Genomic DNA, 26181 nt, shown 5'->3' with positions numbered 1-26181 from the left:
ATCGCGTATCGGCTAAGCTGCGGCCAGCCCAGTCGCAAGGATACGCATGAGCCAGTTCGCCCTGTTCGGTCAGCGTCGTTTCGCGCCGTTCTTCTGGACGCAGGCGCTGGCGGCGTTCAACGACAACGCGTTCCGCAATGCGTTGCTGGTGCTGGTGGCGTTCCAGCTGGGGCTGGATGACCGCGCGGCCTCGCTCTACACCAACCTCGCGCCGGCGCTGTTCATCCTGCCGTTCTTCCTGTTCTCGGCCACGGCGGGGCAGCTCGCGGAGAAGATCGAGAAGACCCGCATCATCCGCTGGGTGAAGCTGTTCGAGATCGCCGCGATGGCGGTCGCGGCGGCGGGCTTCATCACGCATCACGTCAGCCTGCTGCTGGTGGTGCTGTTCATGATGGGCCTGCACTCCACCGTGTTCGGGCCGATCAAGTACGCGATCCTGCCGCAGGCGCTGAAGCCCGCCGAGCTGGTGGGCGGCAACGGCCTGGTGGAGATGGGCACCCAGCTGGCGATCTTGTTGGGCATGATCGCGGGCACCACGCTGATGGGTGTGGCGCGGATCGGGCCGTGGCTGGCCGCGGGCGTGACGATAGGCGTGGCGGTGATCGGTTACCTCATCTGTCGCGCGATTCCGCCGGCGCCGGCCACCGCGCCGGATCTGAAGGTCAACTGGAACCCGTTCGGCGAGACCGCGCGCGTCGTCGGCATCACCCACGCCGACCGTGCGGTGTGGAATGCGGTGCTGGGCATCTCCTGGTTCTGGTTCTTCGGCACCGTGTTGATCGCGCAGCTGCCGATCTACACGCGCGAGACGCTGGGCGGCGACAACACGGTCTACACCCTGGTGCTGACGCTGTTCTCGATCGGTAGTGGCCTCGGCGCGCTGGCCTGCGAGAAGCTCTCCGGCAAACGGGTGGAGATCGGCCTGGTGCCGCTGGGCGCATTCGGGCTCACCGTGTTCGGCGTGGACCTGTACTTCGCGCGGCACGGCCTCGCGCCGGTGCGCGGGCTGGACTGGCTGGGCTTCCTGCACGGCGCGGGCAGCTGGCGCGTGGTGCTCGACCTCACCCTGATCGGCGCGTTCGCCGGCCTCTACGTGGTGCCGCTGTTCGCCTTCGTGCAGGCGCGCGCGCCGCGCGACAAGCTCTCGCGCATCATCGCCGGCAACAACATCATGAACGCCGTGCTGATCGTGGCGGCGGCGGGCTTCGGCCTGGGCCTGGGCGCGCTGGGGCTGGACGCGGTGCAGATCTTCCTCGCCGCCGCGCTGCTCAACGTGCTGGTGGCGGCGTACATCTTCACCCTGGTGCCGGAGTTCATCCTGCGCTTCGTCACCTGGCTGCTCACCCGCACGCTGTACCGGGTGCGTGCGGACGGCCTGCAGCACATTCCGGAGGAAGGCCCGGCGCTGCTGGTGTGCAACCACGTGAGCTACGTCGATCCGCTGCTGCTGATGGCGAACCTGCGCCGGCCTGCACGCTTCGTGATGTATTACCGGATCTTCAACGTCCCGCTGCTGCGTTTCCTGTTCAGGACGGCAAAGGCGATACCCATCGCCGGGCAGAAGGAAGACCCGGCGGTGCTGCAGCAGGCGTATGACGCCATCGACGCCGCGCTGGCCGACGGCGAACTGGTGTGCATCTTCCCCGAGGGCGCGCTGACCCGCGACGGCACGATCGCGCCGTTCCGTCCCGGTCTGGAAAAGATCCTCGCGCGTCGCCCGGTGCCGGTGCTGCCGATGGCGCTGCGCGGGCTGTGGGGCAGCATGTGGAGCCGGCGCGATTCCGCGCTGCATCGCGCGCGCCTGCCGCGGCGCTTCCGCGCGCGGGTGGAACTGGTGGTGGATGCGCCGCTGCCACCGGAGCGCGTCAGCGCCGCAGGTCTGGAAGCACGCGTGCGCGAGTTGCGCGGCGAGTTGGCGTAGGCCGTCTCGACGGGCGTAGGAGCGGCTTCAGCCGCGATTGGGCATGAGATCGCGGCTGAAGCCGCTCCTACCGCTGGCCGATGGCCTCAGCGCAACCAGCCGCCGATCACGATCAACGCCACCACGCTGAGCCAGGCCAGCAGGGCGCGCAGCAGCGCGCTGCGCAGGCGTCGCAGCTCGACGAGCGGATCGCTGCGTTCCTCGGCGTAGCCTTCGCCGCCCTCGATGTCGACCTGGATGTCCGCACGCGCGGCGGCGCCGAGGAAACCCGGGCCCTCGTTGAGCCAGCTGTTCGGCAGGGCCTGCTGGTGCCAGCGGCGCCAGGCGCCGATCACCGCGTCCCAGTGGCCGACCAGGGCCAGCGTGAACACCAGCAGCTGCGCGGGAATCCAGTCCAGCGCGTTCGCGAAACGGCGTGCGGTGCCGCGCGCCTCGGCGTCCAGCCGCAACGTGTCGTCGTGGCCCAGCGCGCGCGTCAGCCGGTACAGTAGCGCGCCCAGCGGGCCGAGCAGGAAGAACCAGAACAGCACGCCGAAGCGCCGGCGCAGTGCGGCGTAGGCGGTGGCCTCGCCCAGTCCGGTGGCCTGCCACGCCACGTGTTCGCCATCCTCGCCCAGCGCCTGCGCGGCGGCTTCGCGGCTGGCGCCGTCCGGCGCGGCGAGGATCGCCTCCAGGTCGGCCTCGAACGCGTGCGGGCCGAAGCAGAACAACAGCACCGCCAGCGCGAACAGCAGCTGCAGCAGGTCGGCCAGCGGTGGCAGGCCCAGCAGCCAGGTCGCCAGCGCGCACAGCACCAGCGGCAACAGCAGCGCCAGCACCACGCGACCCGTGCCGCTGGTGTCGCCCAGTTGCGCCACCCAGCGGCGGAAGCCGGCGTCGTTGCGCCAGTGCGCGAGGCGCGGCTGCCAGTGCAGCAGGCCGAGGGCAATCAGGGCGACGAGCAGACGTATGGCCATGCGCTTCTCCGGGGGAACCGCCGCATTGTAAGCGAGCCTTTCGCGCGTCACATGACGCACGAGGCGCGGCTCAAGCGTGTACGGCGCGCGCCGCGAGCAGCGCGTCGAGCTCCAGGCCCGCGCGCTCGCGCAGCCAGTGTTCGAGCAGGCGGTAGGACACCGACAGCGGCGTGGAGGGCAGGAAGCTGCCGTCGGCGATGCCGTCGGCGATCTGCCGCGGGGTAAACCAGCGCGCGTCTTCCAGCTCGCGGTCGCGCAGGCGGATCGCGGGATCGCGGGCCACGGCGGTGAAGCCCACCATCAGCGAGGCCGGCATCGGCCAAGGCTGCGAGGAGTGGTAGCACACCTCGCCCACCAGCACGCCGGATTCCTCCATCACCTCGCGGCGCACCGCATCCTCCAGCGCCTCGCCCGGCTCGATGAAGCCGGCCAGCGTGGAATAGCGCCCGGGCGGCCAGCTCGCCTGGCGGCCGAGCAGGCAGGCACCCTCGTGTTCCACGATCACGATGATCGCGGCGTCGGTGCGCGGGAAATGCATGCGGCCGCAGGCGGCGCTCGTGCAGTGCATGCGGTGGCCGGCGGAGACGATGACGAGCGGCGCGCCGCAGTGCGCGCAATGCCGCGTCTCGCGCTGCCAGTGCGCCAGGCCCTTGGCGTAGGCGAACAGGCCAGCCTCGTCGGCGTGCAGCAGCAGGCCGGCTTCGCGCAGGCTGGCGCGGCGCGCGACCAGGCTTGCTTCCAGTGCGCCGGCGTGCGCGTCATCCGTCAGCGCCAGCAGGAAATGCGGGTGTCCGTCGGCGATGCCGAGCAGCCACGCGGGCGTATCGGCGCACAGCTGTCGGCGCTCGACGGCATCCAGCCAGCGCAGCGCGTCGCGGTCGGCGTGCAGGAAGGCGCGGCCTGCCGCGTCGAGCAGCAGGAAGCGCACATCGGGCGCGATGGCCTGCGCGGCGACCCATGCCGTGTCGTCGCGGCGTTCGGCCATGCGGTCGAGGATCAGGCTGAGTCCGGCGAAGGTGTTGCCCTGCGTAGCTGCGCCCATGTTCAGGCGGAGAACGAGGAGCCGCAGCCGCAGGTGGTCTTCGCGTTCGGATTGCGTATCACGAACTGCGCACCGCCCAGGTTCTCGCTGTAGTCGATCTCGGCGCCGGTGAGGTATTGCAGCGACAGCGGATCGCACAGCAGGGTCACGCCCTCGCGTTCCAGCGCGAAGTCGTCCTCGGCCTGGGCCTCGTCGAAGGTGAAGCCGTACTGGAAGCCCGAGCAGCCGCCGCCGGAGATGTACACGCGAAGCTTCAGCGCGGGATTGCCCTCCTCCGCGATCAGCTCGTGCACCTTGCGCGCGGCGGCCTCGGTGAACAGCAGCGGCGCGCCGCTGCTGCGGTAGTCGGGAACGACGGGAAGCTGGAGGACGGTATCCATGGCACTCAGATGGGGGCGCGGGCGGGCGCTACAAGCATACTTCGCCTGCCTTGCGCCGGCATGACCGTCGTGCGGCTACGGCAGGCGATCAGCTCTGCATCTTGCTTTGCAGGTAGCGTTCCGCGCCGATGTCCTTGACCAGACTCTGCTGGGTTTCCAGCCAGTCGATGTGCTCTTCCTCGTCGTGCAGGATGCCCTTGAACAGGTCGCGGCTGACGTAGTCGGCGATGCCCTCGCTGTGCGCGATCGCCGCGCGCAAGTCCTTGGTGGCAGCCAGTTCCAGGTCGAGGTCGCCCTGGATGCACTCCAGCACGTTCTCGCCGATGCGCAGCTTGCCGAGGTGTTGCAGGTTCGGCAGGCCGTCGAGGAACAGGATGCGCTCGATCAGGCGATCGGCGTGCTTCATTTCCTCGATCGATTCCTTGTACTCGTGCTCGGCCAGCTCCGCGTAGCCCCAGTCCTTGAACATGCGGTAATGCAGGAAGTACTGGTTGATCGCGGTGAGCTCGTTGTAGAGCACCTTGTTGAGGAATTCGATGACCTTGGCGTCGCCCTTCATGGCCGCTCTCCGTTCGCTGGGGATGCGACGACTATACGAACTCCGCCGTCAGGCGGGCGTAACGCGAATGGCAATGGTTTGCGCGTGGGAACGCGCGGACGGCTCAGGCGGTCGCGACGAAGGCGGGCAGCGCCACCGCGGATTCGTGCTGCTCGATCGCCTGCGCAAGGCAGGCACGCGCCTCGGGTTCGCAGCAGCCGCAGCAGTCCGAGCAGCCGGTGCGCGCCTGCAGCTGCGCGAACGTGCGCACGCCATCGGCGACTTCGCGGCGGATGTCGTGGTCGGTGACGGCGTTGCACAGGCAGATGTACATGCCGCGCATAAGAACGCAAATGCGAATGATTGTCAACTATGCAAATGGCGCGGGCGTTTCGCCGTTCAGGCGGCGCGCCAGCCATGCCGGGGTTCGTCCGGCGTGGGATCGCCGTCCTCGCGTGGCGGCGCGTTGCCCAGTTCGACCCGGCACAGGCCTTCCACCAGCGGCGCGAAATGGCGCAGCGCGCGCTCGTACACCTGCCGCTTGAAGTTCACCACGTGGGCGGCCGGGTACCAGAAATCCACCCAGCGCCAGATGTCGAACTCGGGCTTGTCGCACGCATCCAGCCGCAGCGAGGCCTCGTCGCTGACCAGCTTGAGCAGGAACCAGACCTGCTTCTGGCCGATGCAGGTGGGATGCTGGTGGTGGCGCACGTAGCGCTGCGGCAGCTTGTAGCGCAGCCAGCCGCGGGTGGCAGCCACCACCTCGACATGCTCGGGCGCCAGGCCGGTTTCCTCTTCCAGCTCGCGGTACATCGCTTCCAGCGGCGTCTCGTCGCTGCGCATGCCGCCCTGCGGGAACTGCCAGCCGTCGCGGTTGATGCGGCGCGCCCAGAACAGGCGGCCGTCCGCGTTCAGCAGCACGATGCCCACATTCGGACGGTAGCCATCGACGTCGATCATCTCGTCATCCTCGGGCCGTGCCACGCACCGGCAATAGCCGACGCGCGCAAGGCGATGACCCGATTCAACCATGCAGGCCGAAGCGCGGCAAGCCGGAAAACTTGAACCGTAGCGTGCCCGCCATTAAACTGCCGCGCCCCGCCTTCGGCATCACAAACGATCCGGCGCGGCGGATTCCCCATGGCTATGTAGCTCAGCCGGTTAGAGCACAGCACTCATAATGCTGGGGTCGGTGGTTCGAGTCCACCCATAGCCACCATTTGCCTTGCAAGATCAGCAAGTTGGATCAGATGGCCCGCCTTCGCCGCGGGCCTTTTCGCGTCAGGGTCACACGATCGGCACCTGGCTGACGTTGTTCTTCGGATCCATCCAGAACGATTCGTTCATGAAGCGGCCGAAGATCTCGCGCGGCAGCACGGAGGTGCGCTCGATCGGCTCCACCTTGGGGCGCACGGTGTGCAGGCCGGGCATGCCGACGCGGGCGTCGAACTCGTCAGCGTGGTAGGCGATGTGGTCGAAGTCGTGTTCGAACCAGGGTTCGCCGATGAACTGGTAGACCGCGCGCAGGGCCGCCGCGGGGTTGCGCACCAGGCTTTCGTAGGTGAGCAGCAGCAGGTGGCCGGGCGCGTACTGGCCGTAGAACGCGTCCTTGGTGGCCTGGAAGGAGAAGCCCACCATGCCGCGCGGGTCGGTGAGCGCCTCGACGCGCGAGTACACCGTGGTGTTGGTGTCGAAGCGGAACACCTTGCTGACGCCGACCGGCTGCCGGCGCACCAGCCGTTCCATGCTGTCCAGCACCCAGGACAGCTGGCGCACGCAGGCGATCACCTTCGCTTCCGGAAACAGCATGTCGAGCAGCTGCATGCGGCTGCACCACAGCCGGCTGGTGTCGAACACGATCGCGGCATCGCCGCCCGCGTGTCCCGCGTAGAAGTTCTCGACCAGGCCGCGCAGCATGGCCACGCGCTGCTCGTCGGAGACGTCGAACGAAAAATCGTTCTTGCTGCTCGCCTCCGCGATCACCACGCCCATGATGTCGGCGAGCGGGCTGGTCATGCCGGCGTGGAAGCGCGGGTTCTGGTTGAGGATGGCGGCCAGCAGCGTGCTGCCCGAGCGCGGCAGCCCGGAGATGAAGTGGAACTTCCGTGGCGGCTTCGCGGCAGCGGGGGCGGCAGGCATGGGGCGCTCTCCTGTGGATCGGTGCGGTGGACGTGGCGTCCGGCGAAATATACGCGGACGCGTCAGGCCGGCGCCGCGGTCGAGGCGCGGATGCGCATTTCGTAGTCAACTTCGACCATCCGCGGCTCGCCCTTGTCCAGCACGCGCAGCAGCAGTTCCTCGGTGGCGCGCCGGCCCATTTCGCGCACGGGCTGGTGGACGGTGGTCAGCGGCGGCCACACCTGGGTGGCGATCGTGGTGTCGTCGAAGCCGCAGATGGATACCTCGCCGGGCACCGACACGCCCGCTTCCGCGGCGGCCCAGATCGCGCCGACGGCCATGTCGTCGTCCGCCGCGAAGAGCGCGGTCGGCCGCTGCGGCAGCGCCAGCAACTGGCGCATGGCGGCCACGCCCGAGTCGAAGGAGAACCGGCCCTGGACCATGTACGCGGGGTTTTCCTGCAGTCCCGCGCGACGGAGGCCGTCGCGAAAACCGGCCAGACGCCAGATGCCGGCGCCGTGTTCGGGATCGCCGAGGATATGCGCGATGCGGCGGTGGCCCAACGACACCAGGTGATCCACCATCGCCGCGGCGGCCTCGCGTTCGCGCAGCATCACGCCGATGCAGTCCCCGGGATGGCGCGGCGCGATCGAGGCGAACGGCAGGCCGCCCTGGCGCAGGCGTGCCAGCAGCTGCGGGTGGTCGGTGATCGGCGGCGTGAGGATCAGCCCGTCGGGCCGGTGCCGCGACAGGATGTCCTCGACCCGCTCGACGAAGTCCGTCGCCGCCGAGACCAGCGGCTGCACCATCATGCTGTAGTGCTGCGCCTCGCAGGCCTCCAGCACGCCGGTCTGCACTTCCATGATGTAGCTGGGCGAACGGTTGTCGTACAGCAGGCCGATCATGAAGGAGCGGTTGGTCGCCAGGCTGCGCGCCGAGGTGAGCGGGCGGTAATGGAGTTGCGCCATGGCGGCCAGCACGCGCTCGCGCACGGTGTCGCGCACGTTCGGCTCGTTGTTGAGTACACGCGACACGGTTTTTTTCGAGGTGCCCGAGGCGCGGGCGACGTCGTCGATGGTCGCGCGCGTCATGAAAGTCTGGCCGGATTCAATGCGTGGTTCCTTGGTCGGCGCCTGCCGGGTGCTCGATGGTGACGGGGACGCGCCGGCTCGGCACGTTCCATCCGCCCACTTCGATGATCGGCGTCGCCGTGCCCTGCGCGGCGAAATGCGCGGTCAGGGTGAGCGACTCGCCGGGCCACAGCGTAACGTCATTGTCGCTCCACAGGACCGGCAGCACGGGTTGGCCGTCGGCGGGCTGCCTGATCGAAAGGTGCTGGAACAGCGCCACACCGCTGGATCCGGCGGGCAGACTCAGCGTGACGGTGGCGATGTCCCGGGCGCCCTCGCGCCGCACGCTCGCCCGCGCGTCGCTGCTCGCGCCCGGCAGCGACTGCAGCGCAGTGAAGTCGGCGTACTGCGTCAGCGGCGTGAGGTACCAGTTCGAATGCGGCCAGTCGAGCCGGTCGGCCTGGGTGGAAAGCCAGTAGACGTTGCGGCTGACCGGCTTGCCGTCGGCGGCGGCGAGTTCCAGCTCGACGAAGTACGTGCGCGACAGGCCGGCGGGCGCCGGCAGTGTCGCGACCTGCTGTGCATGGTTGCCGGCCAGCGCGATGCCTTGCAGCTTGCGCTCGTAGCGCACGCTGCCGTCGAGGTTGCGCACGCGGATGCGGGCCTGCAAACCCTGCGCATCGGCCAGCGTGTGGTTGACCAGCACCACGCCATGCGTGTCGTAGGCGTACTGGATGTGCAGCGGCTCGTTGGCCTTCTTCGCGCCGAAGTAGGCGCCGGCCGGGTTCAGGTACCAGTCGTACAGGTGCCAGTGCAGCGCAGGCCAGGCGTTGTTGAGCATCCAGTGGATCACGCCGGTGGCGGGGCTGGCCGCGTCCATGTGCGCGTTGAACCCCTCGAACTCGGCGCGGGTGTTGTCGTAGTTGTCGAGCTGGGCCTTGGCGACGTAGTCGGCGAGACCCTTCGGTGCGCCGTAGCGCGTGGCCAGCGCGTGGTCGAACGGTGCGAGGCTGGCGAACGGCGACCACGCGGCGGAGGCGTGGTATTGCCGCGTCTGCGGGTACTTCCAGAGTGCTTCCTGCTCCTGCGGCGAGAGCATGCGTTGCAAGTCCTCCATCCGCGGAATCGCGGCGCCCGCGCCGACCTCGGAGTCGAAGCCGAACGCGCCGCCCAGCTTGTCCGCATACCAGTAGGACGGCGGTATCCACGCGTACGGCCCGGCCATCTTCATGCCGGACGGCCCGGTTTCCGCCGTGGCCTGGTCCGCGGCCGCCGCGATGACCGGCAGCGTCCAGCCTTCCGCATGCAAGGTGTCGACGTACATCTTCGCGATCGCGGGCGGCGGCGCGTTGTCGCTGCCGATCAGGAAGGCGATCACGGACGGGTGGTTGCGCAGCAGACGCGCCTCGCTGGCCATGGAGTCTTCGGCCACTTTCATGTCGGCGGCATCCCACGGCTTGCCGCCGGTCTTCGCCGCCGACTCCCACATGTCGCAGCATTCCCAACCGGCGAGGATCAGGATGCCGTCGCGGTCGGCGAGCTCGTAGAAGCGCTGGTTCTCCAGCTTGCCCTCGCTGCGGATGGTGTTGAGGCCGAGGTTGCGCACGTAGCTGAACTCGACCTCCATACGCGCGCGATCGTCGCGCAGGAACAGGTCCGGCGCCCAGCCGGCGCCGCGGATCAAGAGTGGCTTGCCGTTGACGACGAACTGGCGATAGCCCTGCTTCGTGAGATGCGAGCTGACGCTGCGGATGCCGAAGCTCGCGCCGGCCTTGTCGGATGTCGCGCCGTCGACCGTGGCGGCCATCCGCAAGTCGTACAGCGGATGCGCGCCCATGCCGACCGGCCACCAGATTTCCGGATGGCTCAGCGTGAGGGCGGGATCCGTGCCGGGCGAGAACGTCGCCGTCTGCGTCTGGCCGGGGGCGAGCTGGATGGTCTGGCGCAGCGACACGCCGGCGACTTCGCCGGTGATCGTCGCCGCGTGCGCCACCGTGTCGAGGTTGCGTGCCTCCACCGTCACGGTCAGTGCAGCGCGCGCGAGATCGGGCAGCGACAGCGTCGATGCCACATGCGGGAAGCGCAGTTCGACCGGCCCCGTCTGCACCACGTCCACGCCGCGCCACGGGCCCATGTTGTTGTCCGGCGGCGTGGGGTTCCAGTCCACCCAGCCGATGGTCAGGGCCCGGCGCGGATCGGCCGGATGCACGCGCAGCGCGAGCGTGTTGACGCCGGCATGCACCCAGCGCGTCACGTCGAATTCGTGCACCGGATAGGCGCCGGCGATGGCGGCATGGTCGGCGACCAGATGCCCGTTCACCCACAGGTCGGCGCTGGCAACGATGCCATTCGTGCGCAACAGCGTGTGCGTCCCCGCGGCGGCCTTCGCCAGCGTGAATTCGCTGCGGTACCACCACGGATTCACGAACAGCTGGCCGCTGGCATCCGGCACCTGCACCGCGCGCAGGTTGTCGCTGTGGAACACATCCGGGAACTTGCCGTTCTCCAGCAGGCCCGCCATCACCGTCGCGCGGCCGCTCACCGGATACCAGTCGCGGGTGGAGAAACCGGCGGCGGAGATCGCGGCGCCGCCTTCCTGCGCCTTGGCGCTGTCCTGGATCTGCCAGTGGGCGATGGTGGTGACGGAGCCGGCGCCGCCGTTCACCGGCGTGGGCGCGTAGGCGGTCGCGGCGTGCGCCAGCGGCGCGAACGCCAGTGTCGCGAGCAGCAGCAATACGGGTCGGGTGAGGGTGCGCATGATGTCAGTCGTTCCCCAGATAGGCTTCGCGGATTTCCACCGGCGCGAACGGCCAGCAGCGGTTGACCCTGGCCCAGATCGCGAACACCACGAGGCCGGCGACGATCCACGCGCCGGACAGGATCAGCGACATCGCGGACGCCGACACGTAGACGTAGATCCAGCCCAGCAGCGCCATCACGCACGGTATCGGATACAGCCATTGCCGGTACGGCCGGATCAGCAGCGGCTGGCGCTTGCGCAGCACCACCAGCGCGGCGATCTGCGCGATGGATTGCACGATGATGGTGGCCGCCAGCAGCATGTTGATGACTTCGGTGAGGTCGAAGAACGTGCCGATCGCCGTCACCACGCCCATCGTGAGCAAGGCCACGTGCGGGAAGCCGTGCTTCGCGTGCAGCTTGCCGAACACCGACAGGAACACCTTTTCGTGCGCCGCCTGGAACGGCACGCGCGAGCCGCCGAGCAGGCCCGCGAACACCGAGGCGAACGCGGTCACGATGATCAGGACGGTCATGCCCGCGGCGGCCAGGTGCCCCCAGCTGCGCTCCACCACCAGCGAGGCCACCGACCTGGATTGGGCGATTTCCTGCCACGGCGCCACGCCAAGCACGCTGAGGTTGAGCACGAGGTAGACGACCATCATCGCGATGATCGAGATGATGATCGAGCCGGGCATCGTGCGGCCGGGGTTGCGCAGCTCGTCGCCCATGTAGGCGGTGGTGAAGTAGCCGAGGTAGTCGTAGATGCCGAGGATCAGCCCCGCGCCCAGGCCCACGAAGAAGTGGCTGCCGAATGCGCCGGCCGGGTAGCTGAAGGCGAATTCCGGGTGGAAGTCCGAGAAGCCCGCTGCCGACACGCCGATCACCGACACCAGCATGATCACCCACAACGCGATGGTGATCGCGCGGATCGACTCGATCCGCCGGTACAGCAGCCAGGTGACGAGGCCGGTCGCCGCCAGGCTGACCAGATGCACCGGCCACCAGCCGAGGTGCGGGAAGAAATACTCCAGGTACTCGACCATGCCGATGATGCCGGTCGACATCAGCAGCGGGATCGTCAGCAGCACCGTCCAGATGAACAGGAACGGCATCAGCTTGCCCGTGCGGTACTGGAACGCTTCGCGCAGGTAGACATAGGTGCCGCCGGAGCCGGGCATGGCGGCGCCCAGCTCCGCCCAGACCAGGCCGTCGGCCACCGCGAGGAGGGCGCCGGCGATCCAGCCGATCATCGCCTGCGGCCCGCCCATGGTGGCGACCATGATCGGGATGGTGATGAACGGCCCGATGCCGCACATCTGGGTCATGTTGATCGCGGTGCCCGAGAACAGGCCGATCGATCGGTGGAAGCCGTCGCTGCGGACGGGCTTGGATGCGCTGGGATCTGGCATGTCTGCCTTGCCGTTGTGGGTTGGATGCAACGCGGTGCGCTTGAACTGCAGCCGTGGCGTCATGCCCGCTGCCGCGGGCATGACGCCACGGTCAGAACCACCGGAGCGGCGAGGGAACCGCTCCGGTCGCCGCTACTGTCACCACTGCCCGCGCACGCCGACCATGAACATGCGCTCGGAGAAATTCGAGTGCGCGGGCTGGTCGGGCCACACGAGGTAATACCGTTGGTATTCGTTGGTGAGGTTGGTGCCATCCACGAACACCTCGGCATACTTGTTGATCTTGTACGAGACCGAGGCGTCGAGGTACTTCTGCGGTGCCTCGTACATCTCCATGCCGGTGATGCCGCCCACGCTGTCCATTACCGCGCGCCGCGAACGGTAGTTGTACGCGAGGCGGGCCTGGAAGCGGTCGTCTTGGTACCACAGGATGAAGTTGCCAGACTTGGTGGAGTTGTCCTGGAACGGGATCTTGGCGCCGGACAAGTCCCGTTCGCCCGAGTTGCTGGGCGCGTAGGTAGCGTTCACCTCCATGCCGGTCTTGGACAGGATGCCCGGCAGGAAGGTGAAGCCCTGGCGGTAGTCAAATTCCGCGCCGTGGATGCTGTTGCCGGTGCCCTGCACGGGCTCGTTGATCACGATGCAATGGTTGCGCACCACGCCGTCCTCGTCCGGCAGGGTGCAGTTGGTCACGCTGCCACTCTTGATGAAGCTCTGCACATTGATGCGGAACAGTGCGAGGCTGAGCATGCTGGTGGGGTTGATGTAGTACTCCAGCGACGCGCCGTAGTTGGTGGAACGCCACGGGTTGAGGCTGGGGTTGCCGCTCGACTGGCCGTTCGCGACGCGGAAGATCGGCCCCTGCGGCGTCTCCATCAGCGAGTAGTTCAGCTGCAGCCCGCCACCCCAGGTACTGAGGTCCAGCGGCATCATGTTCTTGGAATAGGCCAGCCGGAATTTCAGCTGGTCGGTGATGTCCAGCGAGAAGTTGGCCGACGGCAGCACGTCGTGGTAGCTGCGCGTGGTGATCGAGGTGCCGGCGTCGGCGGGTTCGTCGCCGTACGAGCCCGGGGCGCCGCTCAGGTGCTGGGTGACGTTCAGGTGGGTGCGGATCACCCTCACGCCGACGTTGCCGCTGTACGGCATGTTGCCGAGGGTGCCGCTGAAATCGCCCTGCAGATAGCCCGTCAACTCCTTCAGCCCCACGCCCCAGCTGGTGCCCGGCTCGCCCACCTGCACGGTATCGGGGTAGAGCGACTTCCAGTACGCGATGGGGTTGATCATCGCGGAGGGGTTGATCGCCCAGAAGTTGATGCCCGAGCCGAGCAGGTTGGTGTACTGCTTGAAGTTGCCCGACAGCGGCGCCGCGGTATTCGGCATCGATATCGCGGACAGCGGCCCCGCGCGGAAGTAGCCCTGGTCGTTGCCCGCGGTGCACGAGCCGCTGTTCATGACCACGTCGGCGCCGACGTAGCGCACCAGGCAGCCGTTCGGGTCGGTCGCCCCCATGCCGGCATAGACCGGCGTTTCCAGCGTCCAGCCGAGGTTGTTCGCGCTGCGGATGCTGTTGCGCACGCCGAATTCGAGCTGGAAACCGTCCTGGAAATCGTACTTGCCATCGAAACGCAACGCGTTCAGGGCCACCTCGCGGTTGTAGTCGCCGGAGGATTCCAGCGTCTTCATCGTCCAGCCGCTGGGGTTGGCGAAATCGCTGGCGAGCGACGAAGGCATGCCGATCGTGAGATAGCGGCCGCCGAAGTTCGCGACGATCGGTATCGTGTTCTGCGGCACGCCGTTCGCGTTGAACACGCGGTTGCCGCCCAGCTGCGATGGATAAATCATGGTGCCGGGCGGCACGTTCACGCCGTCGTTCAACACGTTGGGCCACAGCGCGCCGTCGGAATCGGAGATGTTGACGTCGGTTTCGACGTTCGACTGGGACGCGGTGTCGCGGATGCCGCGCAGGCTGGCCGTGAAATTGCCGCCGTTGTCGTAGTCCAGCTGCAGGTTGAAGTTCTTCGCGACCGAGCTCTTCTGGATGATCTGCGAGAACGACTCCACGTCGCCCGGCCACTTCTCGTACACCTGCGTGGTGTACAGCTGCGAGCCCTCCCAGCCCGGTTCCGGCGTGCCGTAGGAGCCGAGCGCGGGGCTGCCGGTATTGCGCGATTGCAGCGGCACGTAGGTGGCGCCCTGCCAGTTGGTGGAGTTGAACTGGATGCCGAAGTTGCGATCCCACTCGCGCTGCTGCGAGTAGAAGTAGTCGCTGGTCAGGCTGAAGCCGTTGCCGAGGTCCATCTGGAACGAGGCATTGCCGGATTTGCGCTTGCGCTGGGTGGTGGTGTCGTAGAGGCCGATGTTCTGGCTGCCCATGAACACGCCGTTGGACTTGCCGTCGCCGTTGACGTCCACGCTGCCGTCGGCGTTCTGCACCATCTGCGACGGGATCGGTGCGCCGTTCCACGCGGTCAGGAAGCCGTTGTAGCTGGCCGCGCTGGTCGCGTTCTCGCCGTTCAGCACGACGCCGTACTGGTCGAGGCCCTCGGTGGAGTTCATTCGCCGGGTGTTGGAGAAGTCGGCCGACACCAGCAGGCCCCAGTGGCCGTCGTCGTTGAACGAGATCAGGCCGTTGGCCTCGGGCCCCCAGTGGCGCGTGGTCGAGCCGCGCTCGCCGTTCGCGGAATAGCTGTAGGTGAAGCCGCTGGGCAGATCCCAGGGCCGGTAGGTATGCAGGTTGATCGCGCCGCTGATGCCGCTGTCGGTGGTGCTGGCGGTGGACGACTTCAGCACGTCCACGCCGTGGAACAGCGTGGACGGCAGCATGGTGAAGTCGGGCTGCTGCGAGTCGATCTGGTCCGCCGTGATGAACACTTCGCCGTTCAGCATGGTGCCGACCTGGGGCAGGCCGCGCACGTCCACCGAGGTGCCCACGCCGGCGTCGCGGTTGATCTGCACGCCGGTGACGCGCTGCAGGGAGTCGGTGATGGTCACGTCGGGCAGCGCGCCGATGTTTTCCGCCGTGATGCTGTCCTGGATGTTCGGCGCATCGCGCTTCAGGTCGATCGCGCGCATCTGCGAGGCGCGCACGCCGGAGACGGTGACGGTGGACAACGTGACCGCCGCCTTTTGCTTCGCGGCATCGGCCTTGGACTTGGCTTTCGCGGCATCGGCCGGCGACGCAGCCTGCGCGTCCTGCGGCGTGGCGGCCTGCGCCCCCGGGTTGTCCGCCGGGGCACCCGGGCGCGGCGATGCCATGGCCGAGGTCGCCACGACGGCGAGCAGCGACATGGAGATGGCGAATGACAAGGGGTGCTTGCGATGGTCGGTGGACATGGACTTTGCCTCTCGGTTGATGTCGGTCGAATCCCAACTGCTCCGCGTTGCTTCAAAACCTGCGCATCCGGATGACATCCGCCGTGCGACGCGGCACGGTGCGGCGGTCACGCTATGCAACCGGCATGGCGCTGCGCGCCATCACCGTTTCCCCGTTCGGCGCTCCCCCTGCGGAACGCCGGTTTCCGTGTTGCCTTTCGAAAACGTGATGCGGGCCAGCGCCCACTGCCCGTCGCGCGGGTCGCCCGTGGCGACGATGCACAAGTCGCGGGCGCCGTTGCCCGGCGTCGTCGCGATCGGTGCGCCGAGACGGGTCTGTCCCGATGCCTGCGCCGCCGGCGTCAGCGGCAGGCGGGCGAGCAGCGGCCCCGTGCAGGAGTCGGCATGGATCTCGAACTCGCCAGCCGCGCCGACCCTGGGGCGCACCACGGCATCCTTGGCCTCGTCGCCGAAGCGCCATGTCACGCGCGCCACGCTCAGGTTGACGTGCGTGACGCCTGCCAGCGGCGCCTGCGGCCACAGCCAGCACATGTCGCCGACGTCCATCGTGTAGACCGGCCGCGGACCCCGCGCCGGCTGCCGGCCGCCCAGGCGCATGCCCGGCTGGTGCGAGCAGGAGGCGAGCTGGCTGCTGTCGCGGCCGAGCAGCGTCGCGGCATCCAGCACCTGCATGCGCGGCGCGGCGAGCGGGTAGCCATCGGGCATGAAGGTTGCCGCGCGCAGCGTGGTCCGGTCTCGTGCAGCGAGTGTCAGCGGGCGGACATACGCCGTGGAAGCCGGCGTCGGTGCGGAACCGTCGGTCGTGTAGCGGATCGTGCCGAAGCCGGTCTGGTTGGCGAGCGCGACGCGCAGCGTGTCGCCGGCACCTGCCGTCACGTCGAAGGCGGGCGCAAACGCCGTGTCGGCATAGCCGATGCCGAGTGCGCGGTAGCGCTCCAGTTCGGCGGGCAGGCGCTGCAGGAAGCCGTGCCAATCGTGCGCGGCCGCCGGCGACCAGCCCAGTTCCGCCAGGGCGGCGACGCGCGGGTACAGCGCATGCTGGTCGCGCGCGAAGTCCGGCATCAGTTCGGTCCAGAGCCCGGCCTGCACGCCGATCACATGGCCGGCTTCGGCCGCGCTGGCGCCGTGCGGGATCACGACGGTGTCGTAGGCCTGCCGCAGCGTCGCCATCGGCGGCTGCCCTGGCCATTCGTCGGGCAGGCTGGACTGGTAGTGGTCGAAGTACAGCGACTCCTGCGGCGTCATCACCACGTCGTGGCCTTGCCGCAGCGCGGCCAGCGCCACGCGCTCGCCGTCGTTGCCGTGCCAGGACATCACCACTTCCGCAGCCGGCAGCGTCGCGCCCGCGACCAGTTCATCGTCCCAGCCGACCGGCGTGCGCCCGTGCGCAGTGAGATGCCCGGCGACCTGGCCGGTGAACCAGCCTTGCAGTTGGTCCATGTTCGCGAGGCCCAACTGGTGCATCTGCGCCTGCACCGCGGGCGAGGCGTTCCACTGCTGCTTGTCCGCTTCGTCGCCGCCGATCGAGACGTACTTCGAGGGGAACAGTCGCATCACCTCGTCGAGCACGTCGTCGACGAAATGCAGGGTCTTCGCGTCGGGCTTCAGCAGCCACGGACTGACGCCCCAGTCCGTCCACACGGGCGGACGCTGGCCGGTGACGCCCAGCCACGGATACGCGGCGATGGCCGCCTGCGCATGCCCGGGCAGGTCGATGCCCGGCACCACGGTGACGTAGCGTTCGGCCGCGTAACGCACGATCTCGCGCACCTCGGCCGCGGTGTAATGGCCGCAATAGGGTTGGTCGGGCGAGCCGGTCAACTCGGCATCGAGGCCCACCGCGTTGCGGCAGGCGCCGGTTTTCGTCAGTGCGGGGTAGCCGGGGATGTCCAGGCGCCAGCCCTGGTCCTCGGTCAGATGCCAGAGCAGCACGTCGAGCTTGTCGAGCGACATCCAGTCGATCAACCGCTCGATCTCGGCCACGCTCTGGTAATGCCGTCCGGAGTCGAGCAGCAGCGCGCGCCAGGCGAAACGCGGGTGGTCGTCGATGACGCCCGCGGCCACTTCGGCCGCACTGCCGCGGGTCCAGCCGGGCGGCGTCAGCAACTGCCACAGGGTGACGCTGCCGTAGAACGCGCCGCGCGGCGTGCGCGCGGTGATCCGTATGCCCTGGTCATCAATCACGATGCGGTAGCCGGCACCGCCCGCCACGTCCGCGTGCGGGTCGATGTTGAACGTGATGGCGGCGCGCGCGTCGGCCGCCGTCGTCGCGTGCAATCGCAGGCCGCGCGTGTCGGCCAGCAAATGCACGAACCGGTCCACGATGGCTTGCAGCTGCGGGCGATCCGCACCGTGCACGGCGACCACGGCGCCATCCGCAATCTCGACCGCGGGCGATGCGGCGGGGTAGGCGTGGGCGGGCTGCGGCAGCAGCGACCAGGCAGGCGCGGCCGGCGTCGCCGTGGCGATGCCCATGGTCGCCAGCCACGCGGCGGCGAACGCGGCGAGACCTTTTCCCACGCACGCCCGCGCGCGCGGCTGTCCGGAAAGGCGCGGCGCCGATGTCGCGATGACGTTCACGGGGCCGGACCGCCTGCCGCGGCGGGGCGCGGCGTCGTTGCAGCGGACGTGCCACGTCCGAGGTACCACCTCGCCGCGCCCAGCACGCCCTGGCGTCCGTGCTCCGTCACCCATACCGGAACCTGCGACAGGAACGCGCGCACGCTGCGTCCGTGCAGGAAGCGCTCCTCGAAATCGCTGCGTGCCAGCAGGCCGAACATCGAATCCAGGAAGCCGCCGGCGAGGTACACGCCGCCGCTGGCAATGTAGGCCATGGCCAGGCTGCCGGCGAAACTTCCCAGCGCCGCGCAGAAGACCTCCACCGCTTCCGTGGCCTGCGCATCACTGCAGGCCATGGCGGCCGCGGTGACGGCCGCGGGCGTGGCCAGCCAGGGTGTTGTCCCGTGCAAGGCGCACAGGGTCCGGTAGAGGGTCAGCAGGCCGGGACCCGACACGATGCGCTCACACGGCAGGTAACCGCCATCCGGCACCAGCTGCGCGAGGATCTCGCGCTCGCGGATCGAGTGCGGCGCGAAATCCATCTGGCCGGCTTCCGTGGCCAGCACGCAGCCGCCAGCGGGACCGGACAGGCGCACCGCCGCGCCCAGGCCGGTACCGGGACCGATCACCAGCGTCGGGCCATCGGCGTGGCGATCCGGCCCGCACAGCAGGCGGCCGCCGCAGACCAGCGGGTTGTCGAGCGCGTACCCCAGCGCCTCGAAGTCATTGAGTGCGGCCAGGTCGTCCAGCGCCAGCGCCCTGCGCACCGACGGTAGGTGAATGGGCCAGGCGGAGTTGTCGTTGAGCACCTCGTCGCCCATCAGCTGGCCGGCGCAGGCGAGCACGCAGCGCCGCACCGGGGCCTGCACCTCGTCGTCGACGAAGGCCTGCAGAAGTTCCGCCAACCCGCCGAAATCCCCGCAGGCGAACTTGCGGTAGGCCAGCACCTCGACCGCGCGCCCCCCGTCTTGGGCGACTTGGATCAGCGCCACGCGGGCGTGCGTGCCGCCGACGTCGGCCGCCAGGAATGGCGTCGTCGAGACACTTGCCGGTCGATCCGGTTGGTCGATTGCCGCGTTCACCGTGCTCCCCCGCAACGGAACGGGTGACAGCTTGCGAGTCGTTGACACCGGTGTCAATCCGCGATGCAGCGCGCTGCGACAAGACTGATGTTTGAATGTATCTCATTGAAAATGTTTAATTAACCGCGATGTTTTGGGCGTCGTCATGTCTTTGACATGCTGTGCCGCAGCATTCCGTGGTGCCGCCGCGGGCCGGCTATGGCGTCGATCGGGAAGAGGGCTGGCCCCCGCGGGCGCGCAGTGGCGGCGCGATAGAATGCCGCGATGGATATCTTCAAGACCTTCACCCTCGAGGCCGCACACCGCCTGCCGAATGTGCCGGCAGGGCACAAGTGCGCGCGCCTGCATGGGCATTCCTTCCGCGTGGAGATCCATCTGAGCGGCGAGATCGGCGCCGACAGCGGCTGGGTGATGGATTTCGCCGAGGTGAAGGCGGCCTTCCAGCCGTTGTTTGAGCGGCTCGACCATCACTACCTCAACGACGTCGAGGGGCTGGAAAACCCCACCAGCGAGCGGCTGGCGATATGGATCTGGGAGCGCCTCAAGCCGGCACTGCCGCTGCTGTCCGAAGTCACCGTGCACGAGACCTGCACGTCGGGCTGCCGCTACCGGGGGTAGGCCGGAATCCGGGTCGGGCGGGAAAGCGAACGCTCCGGCATCGTTCCTGGCGTCCGGGACGGAACGCCCGCGGGCGGGAGACCGGTGCGGCCGGTGGGCCCGGAATCGCCTGCATTCCTGAGCCTGTAGCCGTGAGTATTGCGGCATTGCGACAGCTGCGTGACTGATCCAATGATGTGTATATCCTGAATATTTTCACAGTGGTCTTGCCCGGCCACAAAAAATATATTGCATTGCACAAAAAAGCTTGCTAGAGTGCTTGCCACTACCCCGCAAACCCCACGAGGGCAAGCTCATGAACCAGCAGTACAGCAACCAGTTTTTCGCCTACACCAAGCAGATCACCGAGGGCGCGTTCAAGGCGCAGTCGCTGGCCCTGAAGAGCCTGGAGACGGTCGCCGGGCTGCAGCTCAAGGCGTTTGAGCAGCAGACGCGTGATTCGGCCGCCTTCGTGGCCGAGGCGCTGGAAACCCGCGACGCCGACGCCCTGCGCGGCCTGTGGGAAAAGGGCGCCAGCCTCAGCCGCGAGCAGGCCGAGCGCGCAGTGGCGGTTTCGCAGGAAATCATCGCCGTGACGCAGAAGGCTGCGGAGTCGCTGCAGGCGCTGGTGCAGGAACAGCGCCAGGCCGCCAACGAGGCGGTGACCGCGCCGGCCGCGAAGAAGGCCGCCGCGAAGTAAGCAACGGAACAACCCGAGTGGCACCCTGCCGGCGGCCCCCCTCCCTCCCGCGCGGCAGCAAGGGCCGGACTTCCCCAGTCCGGCCCTTTTCTTTGGTGAATCAGGCGACAACGTCTGCACTCGAAGCGGGCTGCGGGACAAGTTGCCGCAGCGTTCGCGGCTTGTCGCTGCAAGCGGGGCACTGATATACTTTTACGGATTGAATCATGGTTCGTGGCTGTATCGGTGCCACTTGGTGGAAACCGGTGCGGAGAGGTTACGTGCTCAACAGTCTCGACGCCGGTCGGCGCCTCGCACTGCGCACGGTGCTGCTGCAACTTGCGGTGGCGGCGATGGTCGGCGCGGTGTTCCTGCTGAAGGGGCATCGGGAGGCGGTTGCGGCCGCGGCCGGAGCTTTCACGGTGGCGCTGGGTACCGCGCTGATGTCCGTGCAGGTCTTCGGTCGCCTGGTCGGCGGCGCGGCGGCTTTCGCCCGCCTGCTGCTCGGCATGCTGCTGAAGTGGGCAGCGGTCGTCGGCGGGCTGGGGTTGATCCTGTTTCAGTACAAATTGCCGCCGCTGGCCGCCGTGACGGGGCTGGTGGCTGCCTACGCGGTCTATCTGCTGGCGTTCAGATTCAAGGGTTGATACATGGCAAGCGAGCCGCAGGGCGGTCTTACCGAATACATCCAGCACCACCTCCAGCACCTCGTGCCGCATGCGAGCAAGGAAGGTTTCTGGGCGGTGCACCTCGATTCGGTCGCGGTGTCGCTGGTGTTGGGCGTGCTGTTCTGCCTGTGGTTCTGGCTGAAGGCGCGCAAGGCCACCGCCGGCGTGCCGTCCAAGGGCCAGGCGTTCGTCGAGATCATCCTCGAGTTCGTCGACGGCCAGGTCAAGGACGTGTTCCACGGCGATCGCCGCGTGCTGGGCCCGCTGGCGCTGACCGTGTTCGTCTGGGTGTTCCTGATGAACGCGATGGACCTGCTCCCGGTCGATCTGCTGCCGTGGATCACCGAGCAGTTCGGCATTGGCCACTTCCGCGCCGTGCCCACCGCCGACATCAACATGACGTTCGCGATGTCGATCACGGTGTTCCTGCTGATCATCGTCTACAGCTTCAAGGCCAAGGGCTTTGGCGGCTATATGCACGAGCTGTTCACCGCGCCGTTCGGCAAGCACCCGGCGCTGTGGATCCCCAATTTCGCGCTGAACCTGGTCGAGCTGCTGTCCAAGCCGGTGAGCCTGGCGATGCGACTGTTCGGCAACATGTATGCGGGCGAGCTGGTGTTCATGCTGATCGCCGGCCTGTTCAGCGCAGGCGCGGGCCTGGCCGGCTGGGCGCTGTATGGCGCCGGCATCATCGGCTACACGGTGTGGGGCATCTTCCACATCCTGATCATCTCGATCCAGGCCTTCATCTTCATGGTGCTGACGATCGTGTACATCTCGATGGCGCACGACCATCACTGATTCCGGTTCTGTTTCAGTTCTTCAACCCTTCAACGCAACAACCGTTTTTTCGAGGAGATCACCGTGGAACATCTTGTCCAGTTTGCACAAATCCAGGGCTTCACCGCCATCGCGCTCGGCCTGATCATCGGCCTCGGTGCGCTGGGTGCCTGTATCGGTATCGGCGTGATGGGCTCGAAGTTCCTGGAAGCCGCCGCCCGTCAGCCGGAGCTGGTGCCGCTGCTGCAGGGCCGCATGTTCCTGCTGGCCGGCCTGATCGACGCGGCGTTCCTGATCGGCGTGGCGCTGGCGATGTACTTCGCCGTGGCGAACCCGCTGCTGGGCAAGATTCTGACCGCCGCCGGCGCCGGTCAGTAAGTCGTACTCCGGCGTGCTGCCGCGGCAGCACACCGCAAGTCGGCGCGGGCCATTGAGGCCCGCGCTGGTTCCATTCCGTATTTGCAGGTAAGGCAGCGATGAATTTCAACGCGACCCTGATCGGCGAAATGATCGCTTTCGCCATCCTCATCTGGTTCTGCGTCCAGTTCATCTGGCCGCACATCAACAAGGCCATCGAGGAACGGCAGATCAAGATCGCCGAGGGCCTCAGCGCCGCCGAGCGCGCGCACGCCGAGCTGAAGGCGGCCGACACGAAGGTGGCGGACGAGGTGCGCAAGGCGCGCCAGCAGGCGTCCGAGATCATCGACAAGGCGCAGCAGCAGGCCAACGGCATCCTCGACAAGGCCCGCGCCGACGCGATCGTCGAGATCAATCGGCTGAAGGCCGCCGCGCAGGACGACATCGCCGCGATGGCGCAGCAGGCGCGCGAGCAACTGCGCGAGCGCGTGGGTGCGCTGGCCGTGCAGGGCGCTTCCAAGATCGTGCAGCGCGAGGTGGATGCCTCGACGCACAAGGCACTGCTCGACCAGCTCGCCGCCGAGGTCTGATCCATGGCCCAGGCAATCACTCTCGCCCGTCCCTACGCTCGCGCCGCGTTCGAGCTGGCACATGCCAGCGGCGCGCTGGCCGCGTGGTCGCAGGCGCTGGGTTTCGCCGCCGCGGTGGCCAGCGACGCGCGCGTGGCCGGCCTCGGCAACGATCCGCGCGTGCAGCCGGCGCAGCTGGTGATGCTGCACCTGCCCCAAGGCATGGCGGCCGATGCGCCGTTCGCGCAGTTCCTGGGCGAGCTGGCCGAGCACCGCCGCATGGCGCTGCTGCCGGAAGTGGCTGCGCTGTACGAGCAGTATCGCCGCGAGTCCGAGTCGCAGCTGCTGGTCAAGGTGACCAGCGCGATGGCGCTGGACGCGGCACAGGCCGAGCAGCTCAAGGCATCGCTGAAGCGCCGCTTCAAGCGCGAGATCGAACTCGATGCCCGGGTCGATGCCTCGCTGCTGGCCGGCGTGGTGATCGACGCCGGCAGCGAAGTGATCGACGGTTCCGCGCGCGGGCGCCTCGAGCGCCTGGGCAACACGCTCGCACAGTAATTTTCACGCGAAGTCCGTTTCGCGGAGAGCAAACCCCGGCATCCAGTCGGACTCTCAAAGAAAGCATCGCGTTTACAAAATTTCAGGATAACGACCATGTCCAGCACCACCCTGAACCCGTCCGAGATCAGCGAACTGATCAAGAACCGCATCGAGCAGTTCAAGCTCGGCGCGGAGGCCCGCAACGAGGGCACGATCATCAGCGTGTCCGACGGCATCGTGCGCATCCACGGCCTGGCCGACGTGATGCAGGGCGAGATGATCGAGCTGCCGGGCAACGCAACTGCGCTGGCGCTGAACCTGGAGCGCGACTCGGTCGGCGCGGTGGTGCTGGGCGAATACCAGCACCTGCGCGAGGGCGACGTGGCCAAGACCACCGGTCGCATCCTCGAAGTGCCCGTGGGTCCCGAGCTGCTCGGCCGCGTGGTCGATTCGCTGGGTAACCCGATCGACGGCAAGGGCCCGCTCAACGCCAAGCTCAGCTCGCCGATCGAGAAGGTTGCGCCGGGCGTGATCTGGCGCAAGAGCGTCGACCAGCCGGTGCAGACCGGCTACAAGTCGGTCGACTCGATGATCCCGATCGGCCGCGGCCAGCGCGAGCTGATCATCGGCGACCGCCAGACCGGCAAGACCGCGCTGGCGATCGACGCGATCATCAACCAGAAGGATTCGGGCATCTTCTCGATCTACGTGGCGATCGGCCAGAAGCGCTCGTCGATCGCGAACGTGGTGCGCAAGCTGGAAGAGAACGGTGCGCTGGCCAACACCATCGTGGTGGTGGCCTCCGCTTCCGAGTCGGCCGCGCTGCAGTACATCGCGCCGTACGCCGGCTGCGCCATGGGCGAGTACTTCCGCGACCGCGGCCAGGATGCCCTGATCGTTTACGACGACCTCAGCAAGCAGGCCGTGGCCTACCGCCAGATTTCGCTGCTGCTGAAGCGCCCGCCGGGTCGCGAAGCCTATCCGGGCGACGTGTTCTATCTGCACTCGCGCCTGCTCGAGCGCGCTTCGCGCGTCTCCGAGGAGTACGTCGAGAAGTTCACGAACGGCGAGGTGAAGGGCAAGACCGGCTCGCTGACCGCGCTGCCGATCATCGAGACCCAGGCCGGCGACGTGTCCGCGTTCGTGCCGACGAACGTGATCTCGATCACCGACGGCCAGATCTTCCTCGAGACCGACCTGTTCAACGCCGGCATCCGTCCGGCCGTGAACGCCGGCATCTCGGTGTCGCGCGTGGGCGGTTCGGCGCAGACCAAGATCGTGAAGAAGCTCTCCGGCGGCGTGAAGCTGGCGCTGGCGCAGTACCGCGAGCTGGCCGCGTTCGCGCAGTTCGCCTCCGATCTCGATCCGGCCACCCGTGCCCAGCTCGACCGCGGCCAGCGCGTCACCGAGCTGATGAAGCAGTCGCAGTATGCGCCGCTGTCGATCGCCGAGCTGGCGCTGTCGGTGTACGCCGCCGAGAAGGGCTACCTCGACGACCTGCCGGTGAACAAGGTGCTGGCGTTCGAGAAGGGCCTGCACGCCTTCATGCACCAGAACCACGCCGAGCTGATGAAGAAGATCGTCGCCACCGGCGCCTGGGATGCCGAGATCGAAGGCGTCTTCAAGGCTTCGCTGGACGAGTACAAGAAGACGGGTAGCTGGTAAGAGCAGCGGGGAGCAGGAAACGCCACCACCCCGTTCTCCAGACCCCGTTCCCCAGGCGAGCACAGCGAGCGAAACAGATGGCCAGCGGACGCGAAATCAAAACCAAGATCAAGAGCACGCAGAACATGCGCAAGGTGACGCGCGCGCTCGAAATGGTCTCGGCCTCGAAGATCCGCAAGGCGCAGGATCTGATGAAGGCCTCGCGTCCGTATGCGCGTTCCATGCGCAAGGTGATCGCGCACGTGGCGCAGGCCAGCACCGACTTCAAGCATCCGTTCCTGGTCGAACGCGACAACGTGGCGCGGGTGGCCTACATCGTGGTGTCCACCGACCGCGGCCTGTGCGGCGGCCTGAACTCCAACATGTTCCGCCGCCTGCTGCCGGCGATCCAGGAGTGGCAGGGCAAAGGCGTGCAGGTCGACGTGGTGGCGATCGGCCAGAAGGCGCTGCAGTTCTTCCGCCGCATCAAGGGCGTGAACCTGACCGGCAGCACCACCCATCTCGGCGAGCGGCCGAAGCTGGAGCAGCTGATCGGCGTGATCAAGGTGGTGCTGGACGCCTATTCGGCGAATGCGCTGGACCGCGTGTTCCTCGCCTACAACGACTTCGTCAACACCATGACGCAGAAGCCGACCATCGACGCGCTGCTGCCGTTGCCGCTGGTGGCCGCGGAAATGGAAGCGCACCAGGCGGCCGGCGAGTCGGCGTATGCCGGCATCAAGCTGGAGCAGGCCCACGACTGGGACTACATCTACGAACCCGACGCGCAGACCGTGCTGGAGCACGTGCTGGGCCGCTACATCGAATCGGTGGTGTACCAGGGCGTGCTGGAGAACCTCGCCAGCGAGCACGCCGCGCGCATGGTCGCGATGAAGAGCGCGTCGGACAACGCGAACAAGGTGATCGACACGCTGACCCTGGTCTACAACAAGACCCGGCAGGCGGCGATCACGCAGGAAATCAGCGAGATCGTCGGCGGAGCTGCGGCTGTGTAAGTGCGGTCATCCATGACCGCGAAGATCAAATGGGCGGCCATCCGTGGCCGTGGTTGAATCAAAGCGATCATCCGTGATCGCAGAGCAAGATCAAAAGGCAACCGTCCGTGGTTGCACTCGAAATAAGAGCGACGCGCTAGCGGCGCTATGACAAAACACTTAAAGATCCATCCGGAGCACA

General features: G+C 67.6%; 23 protein-coding genes and 1 tRNA gene. 11 read left to right on the top strand and 13 right to left on the bottom strand.

Going from position 1 to position 26181, the window contains the following annotated elements; all coding sequences use genetic code 11:
• The first annotated feature begins 46 nt into the window (after positions 1–46).
• Positions 47–1921 (top strand): MFS transporter, encoded by a 1875-nt coding sequence (locus AB7878_RS08320; RefSeq protein WP_369493911.1) that lies wholly within the window; start codon positions 47–49, stop codon positions 1919–1921.
• Positions 1922–2007: 86 nt separating this feature from the next.
• On the opposite strand, the gene AB7878_RS08315 is transcribed toward AB7878_RS08320, so the two are convergent.
• The 6 genes from AB7878_RS08315 to AB7878_RS08290 form a co-directional block, all read right to left on the bottom strand.
• Positions 2008–2877, bottom strand: a complete 870-nt coding sequence (locus AB7878_RS08315; RefSeq protein ID WP_369493910.1) for a beta-lactamase induction protein — start codon at positions 2875–2877, stop codon at positions 2008–2010.
• Positions 2878–2947: 70 nt separating this feature from the next.
• Entirely contained in the window at positions 2948–3919 is a 972-nt protein-coding gene (gene nudC, locus AB7878_RS08310) for an NAD(+) diphosphatase (RefSeq protein ID WP_369493909.1), read from the bottom strand.
• Positions 3920–3921: 2 nt separating this feature from the next.
• Positions 3922–4299, bottom strand: coding sequence for an iron-sulfur cluster insertion protein ErpA (erpA, locus tag AB7878_RS08305; protein WP_369493908.1), 378 nt, complete (start codon positions 4297–4299; stop codon positions 3922–3924).
• Positions 4300–4387: 88 nt separating this feature from the next.
• Positions 4388–4858, bottom strand: a complete 471-nt coding sequence (bfr, locus tag AB7878_RS08300) for a bacterioferritin (RefSeq protein ID WP_192107942.1) — start codon at positions 4856–4858, stop codon at positions 4388–4390.
• Positions 4859–4961: 103 nt separating this feature from the next.
• Positions 4962–5180, bottom strand: a complete 219-nt coding sequence (locus AB7878_RS08295; protein ID WP_369493907.1) for a (2Fe-2S)-binding protein — start codon at positions 5178–5180, stop codon at positions 4962–4964.
• Positions 5181–5236: 56 nt separating this feature from the next.
• The gene (locus tag AB7878_RS08290; RefSeq protein WP_369493906.1) at positions 5237–5797 is read right to left on the bottom strand and encodes an RNA pyrophosphohydrolase; all 561 of its coding nucleotides are present in this window, start codon (positions 5795–5797) and stop codon (positions 5237–5239) included.
• Between the two features lie 182 nt (positions 5798–5979).
• Here AB7878_RS08290 and AB7878_RS08285 point away from each other — a divergent pair.
• Positions 5980–6056: transfer RNA gene (locus tag AB7878_RS08285), tRNA-Met, on the top strand.
• A 68-nt stretch (positions 6057–6124) separates the two neighbouring features.
• On the opposite strand, the gene AB7878_RS08280 is transcribed toward AB7878_RS08285, so the two are convergent.
• The 7 genes from AB7878_RS08280 to AB7878_RS08250 form a co-directional block, all read right to left on the bottom strand.
• Positions 6125–6976 carry a sulfotransferase family protein gene (locus AB7878_RS08280; protein ID WP_369493905.1) on the bottom strand — a complete coding sequence of 284 codons (852 nt, stop codon included), beginning with the start codon at positions 6974–6976 and terminating at the stop codon, positions 6125–6127.
• 62 nt (positions 6977–7038) lie between these two features.
• Positions 7039–8046 (bottom strand): LacI family DNA-binding transcriptional regulator, encoded by a 1008-nt coding sequence (locus AB7878_RS08275; RefSeq protein WP_369493904.1) that lies wholly within the window; start codon positions 8044–8046, stop codon positions 7039–7041.
• Between the two features lie 16 nt (positions 8047–8062).
• Complete coding sequence (locus AB7878_RS08270) at positions 8063–10783, bottom strand: glycosyl hydrolase 2 galactose-binding domain-containing protein (protein WP_369493903.1); 2721 nt, start codon at positions 10781–10783, stop codon at positions 8063–8065.
• 4 nt (positions 10784–10787) lie between these two features.
• Positions 10788–12239, bottom strand: a complete 1452-nt coding sequence (locus AB7878_RS08265; protein ID WP_369493902.1) for an APC family permease — start codon at positions 12237–12239, stop codon at positions 10788–10790.
• A gap of 75 nt (positions 12240–12314) precedes the next feature.
• Positions 12315–15509: a TonB-dependent receptor gene (locus AB7878_RS08260; protein ID WP_369493901.1), complete on the bottom strand. Its 3195-nt coding sequence runs from the start codon at positions 15507–15509 to the stop codon at positions 12315–12317.
• A gap of 141 nt (positions 15510–15650) precedes the next feature.
• A complete protein-coding gene (locus AB7878_RS08255) occupies positions 15651–18029 on the bottom strand; it encodes a beta-N-acetylhexosaminidase (RefSeq protein WP_369493900.1) in 2379 nt (792 codons plus the stop codon).
• Between the two features lie 56 nt (positions 18030–18085).
• On the bottom strand, positions 18086–19150 hold the full coding sequence (locus AB7878_RS08250) for a glucokinase (protein ID WP_369493899.1): 1065 nt from the start codon (positions 19148–19150) through the stop codon (positions 18086–18088).
• A 264-nt stretch (positions 19151–19414) separates the two neighbouring features.
• On the opposite strand from AB7878_RS08250, the gene queD reads away from it, so the two are divergent.
• The 9 genes from queD to atpG all read left to right on the top strand — a co-directional run bounded on the left by queD (position 19415) and on the right by atpG (position 26000).
• The gene (gene queD / locus AB7878_RS08245; protein WP_369493898.1) at positions 19415–19768 is read left to right on the top strand and encodes a 6-carboxytetrahydropterin synthase QueD; all 354 of its coding nucleotides are present in this window, start codon (positions 19415–19417) and stop codon (positions 19766–19768) included.
• A 295-nt stretch (positions 19769–20063) separates the two neighbouring features.
• Entirely contained in the window at positions 20064–20447 is a 384-nt protein-coding gene (locus tag AB7878_RS08240; RefSeq protein WP_369493897.1) for a phasin family protein, read from the top strand.
• A 260-nt stretch (positions 20448–20707) separates the two neighbouring features.
• Positions 20708–21073: a hypothetical protein gene (locus AB7878_RS08235; RefSeq protein ID WP_369493896.1), complete on the top strand. Its 366-nt coding sequence runs from the start codon at positions 20708–20710 to the stop codon at positions 21071–21073.
• A gap of 3 nt (positions 21074–21076) precedes the next feature.
• Entirely contained in the window at positions 21077–21895 is an 819-nt protein-coding gene (gene atpB, locus AB7878_RS08230; RefSeq protein WP_369493895.1) for a F0F1 ATP synthase subunit A, read from the top strand.
• Between the two features lie 63 nt (positions 21896–21958).
• Positions 21959–22252 carry a F0F1 ATP synthase subunit C gene (gene atpE / locus AB7878_RS08225; protein WP_056390773.1) on the top strand — a complete coding sequence of 98 codons (294 nt, stop codon included), beginning with the start codon at positions 21959–21961 and terminating at the stop codon, positions 22250–22252.
• 98 nt (positions 22253–22350) lie between these two features.
• Positions 22351–22821: a F0F1 ATP synthase subunit B gene (locus tag AB7878_RS08220; RefSeq protein ID WP_369493894.1), complete on the top strand. Its 471-nt coding sequence runs from the start codon at positions 22351–22353 to the stop codon at positions 22819–22821.
• A gap of 3 nt (positions 22822–22824) precedes the next feature.
• Positions 22825–23358, top strand: a complete 534-nt coding sequence (locus AB7878_RS08215) for a F0F1 ATP synthase subunit delta (RefSeq protein ID WP_369493893.1) — start codon at positions 22825–22827, stop codon at positions 23356–23358.
• Positions 23359–23454: 96 nt separating this feature from the next.
• Positions 23455–25005: a F0F1 ATP synthase subunit alpha gene (gene atpA / locus AB7878_RS08210; protein ID WP_369493892.1), complete on the top strand. Its 1551-nt coding sequence runs from the start codon at positions 23455–23457 to the stop codon at positions 25003–25005.
• 77 nt (positions 25006–25082) lie between these two features.
• Positions 25083–26000, top strand: a complete 918-nt coding sequence (gene atpG / locus AB7878_RS08205; protein WP_369493891.1) for a F0F1 ATP synthase subunit gamma — start codon at positions 25083–25085, stop codon at positions 25998–26000.
• Positions 26001–26181 lie beyond the last annotated feature (181 nt).

The sequence above is a fragment of the Rhodanobacter humi genome, from assembly GCF_041107455.1.
In the GTDB taxonomy this organism is placed as follows: domain Bacteria; phylum Pseudomonadota; class Gammaproteobacteria; order Xanthomonadales; family Rhodanobacteraceae; genus Rhodanobacter_A.
Note: the sequence above shows the minus strand (reverse complement) of the source record. Positions and strands in the feature narration are given on the sequence as shown.

Excerpts from the sequence above, each read along its gene's own strand:
- AB7878_RS08265 (WP_369493902.1), bottom strand. The coding sequence starts at position 12,239 with ATGACGCCACGGCTGCAGTTCAAGCGCACCGCGTTGCATCCAACCCAC.
- AB7878_RS08315 (WP_369493910.1), bottom strand. The coding sequence starts at position 2,877 with ATGGCCATACGTCTGCTCGTCGCCCTGATTGCCCTCGGCCTGCTGCAC.
- AB7878_RS08260 (WP_369493901.1), bottom strand. The coding sequence starts at position 15,509 with ATGTCCACCGACCATCGCAAGCACCCCTTGTCATTCGCCATCTCCATG.
- nudC (WP_369493909.1), bottom strand. The coding sequence starts at position 3,919 with ATGGGCGCAGCTACGCAGGGCAACACCTTCGCCGGACTCAGCCTGATC.
- atpG (WP_369493891.1), top strand. The coding sequence starts at position 25,083 with ATGGCCAGCGGACGCGAAATCAAAACCAAGATCAAGAGCACGCAGAAC.
- atpA (WP_369493892.1), top strand. The coding sequence starts at position 23,455 with ATGTCCAGCACCACCCTGAACCCGTCCGAGATCAGCGAACTGATCAAG.
- AB7878_RS08290 (WP_369493906.1), bottom strand. The coding sequence starts at position 5,797 with ATGATCGACGTCGATGGCTACCGTCCGAATGTGGGCATCGTGCTGCTG.
- AB7878_RS08295 (WP_369493907.1), bottom strand. The coding sequence starts at position 5,180 with ATGCGCGGCATGTACATCTGCCTGTGCAACGCCGTCACCGACCACGAC.
- queD (WP_369493898.1), top strand. The coding sequence starts at position 19,415 with ATGGATATCTTCAAGACCTTCACCCTCGAGGCCGCACACCGCCTGCCG.
- AB7878_RS08320 (WP_369493911.1), top strand. The coding sequence starts at position 47 with ATGAGCCAGTTCGCCCTGTTCGGTCAGCGTCGTTTCGCGCCGTTCTTC.
- atpB (WP_369493895.1), top strand. The coding sequence starts at position 21,077 with ATGGCAAGCGAGCCGCAGGGCGGTCTTACCGAATACATCCAGCACCAC.
- AB7878_RS08280 (WP_369493905.1), bottom strand. The coding sequence starts at position 6,976 with ATGCCTGCCGCCCCCGCTGCCGCGAAGCCGCCACGGAAGTTCCACTTC.
- AB7878_RS08220 (WP_369493894.1), top strand. The coding sequence starts at position 22,351 with ATGAATTTCAACGCGACCCTGATCGGCGAAATGATCGCTTTCGCCATC.
- bfr (WP_192107942.1), bottom strand. The coding sequence starts at position 4,858 with ATGAAGGGCGACGCCAAGGTCATCGAATTCCTCAACAAGGTGCTCTAC.
- AB7878_RS08270 (WP_369493903.1), bottom strand. The coding sequence starts at position 10,783 with ATGCGCACCCTCACCCGACCCGTATTGCTGCTGCTCGCGACACTGGCG.
- erpA (WP_369493908.1), bottom strand. The coding sequence starts at position 4,299 with ATGGATACCGTCCTCCAGCTTCCCGTCGTTCCCGACTACCGCAGCAGC.
- AB7878_RS08215 (WP_369493893.1), top strand. The coding sequence starts at position 22,825 with ATGGCCCAGGCAATCACTCTCGCCCGTCCCTACGCTCGCGCCGCGTTC.
- AB7878_RS08240 (WP_369493897.1), top strand. The coding sequence starts at position 20,064 with ATGAACCAGCAGTACAGCAACCAGTTTTTCGCCTACACCAAGCAGATC.
- AB7878_RS08275 (WP_369493904.1), bottom strand. The coding sequence starts at position 8,046 with ATGACGCGCGCGACCATCGACGACGTCGCCCGCGCCTCGGGCACCTCG.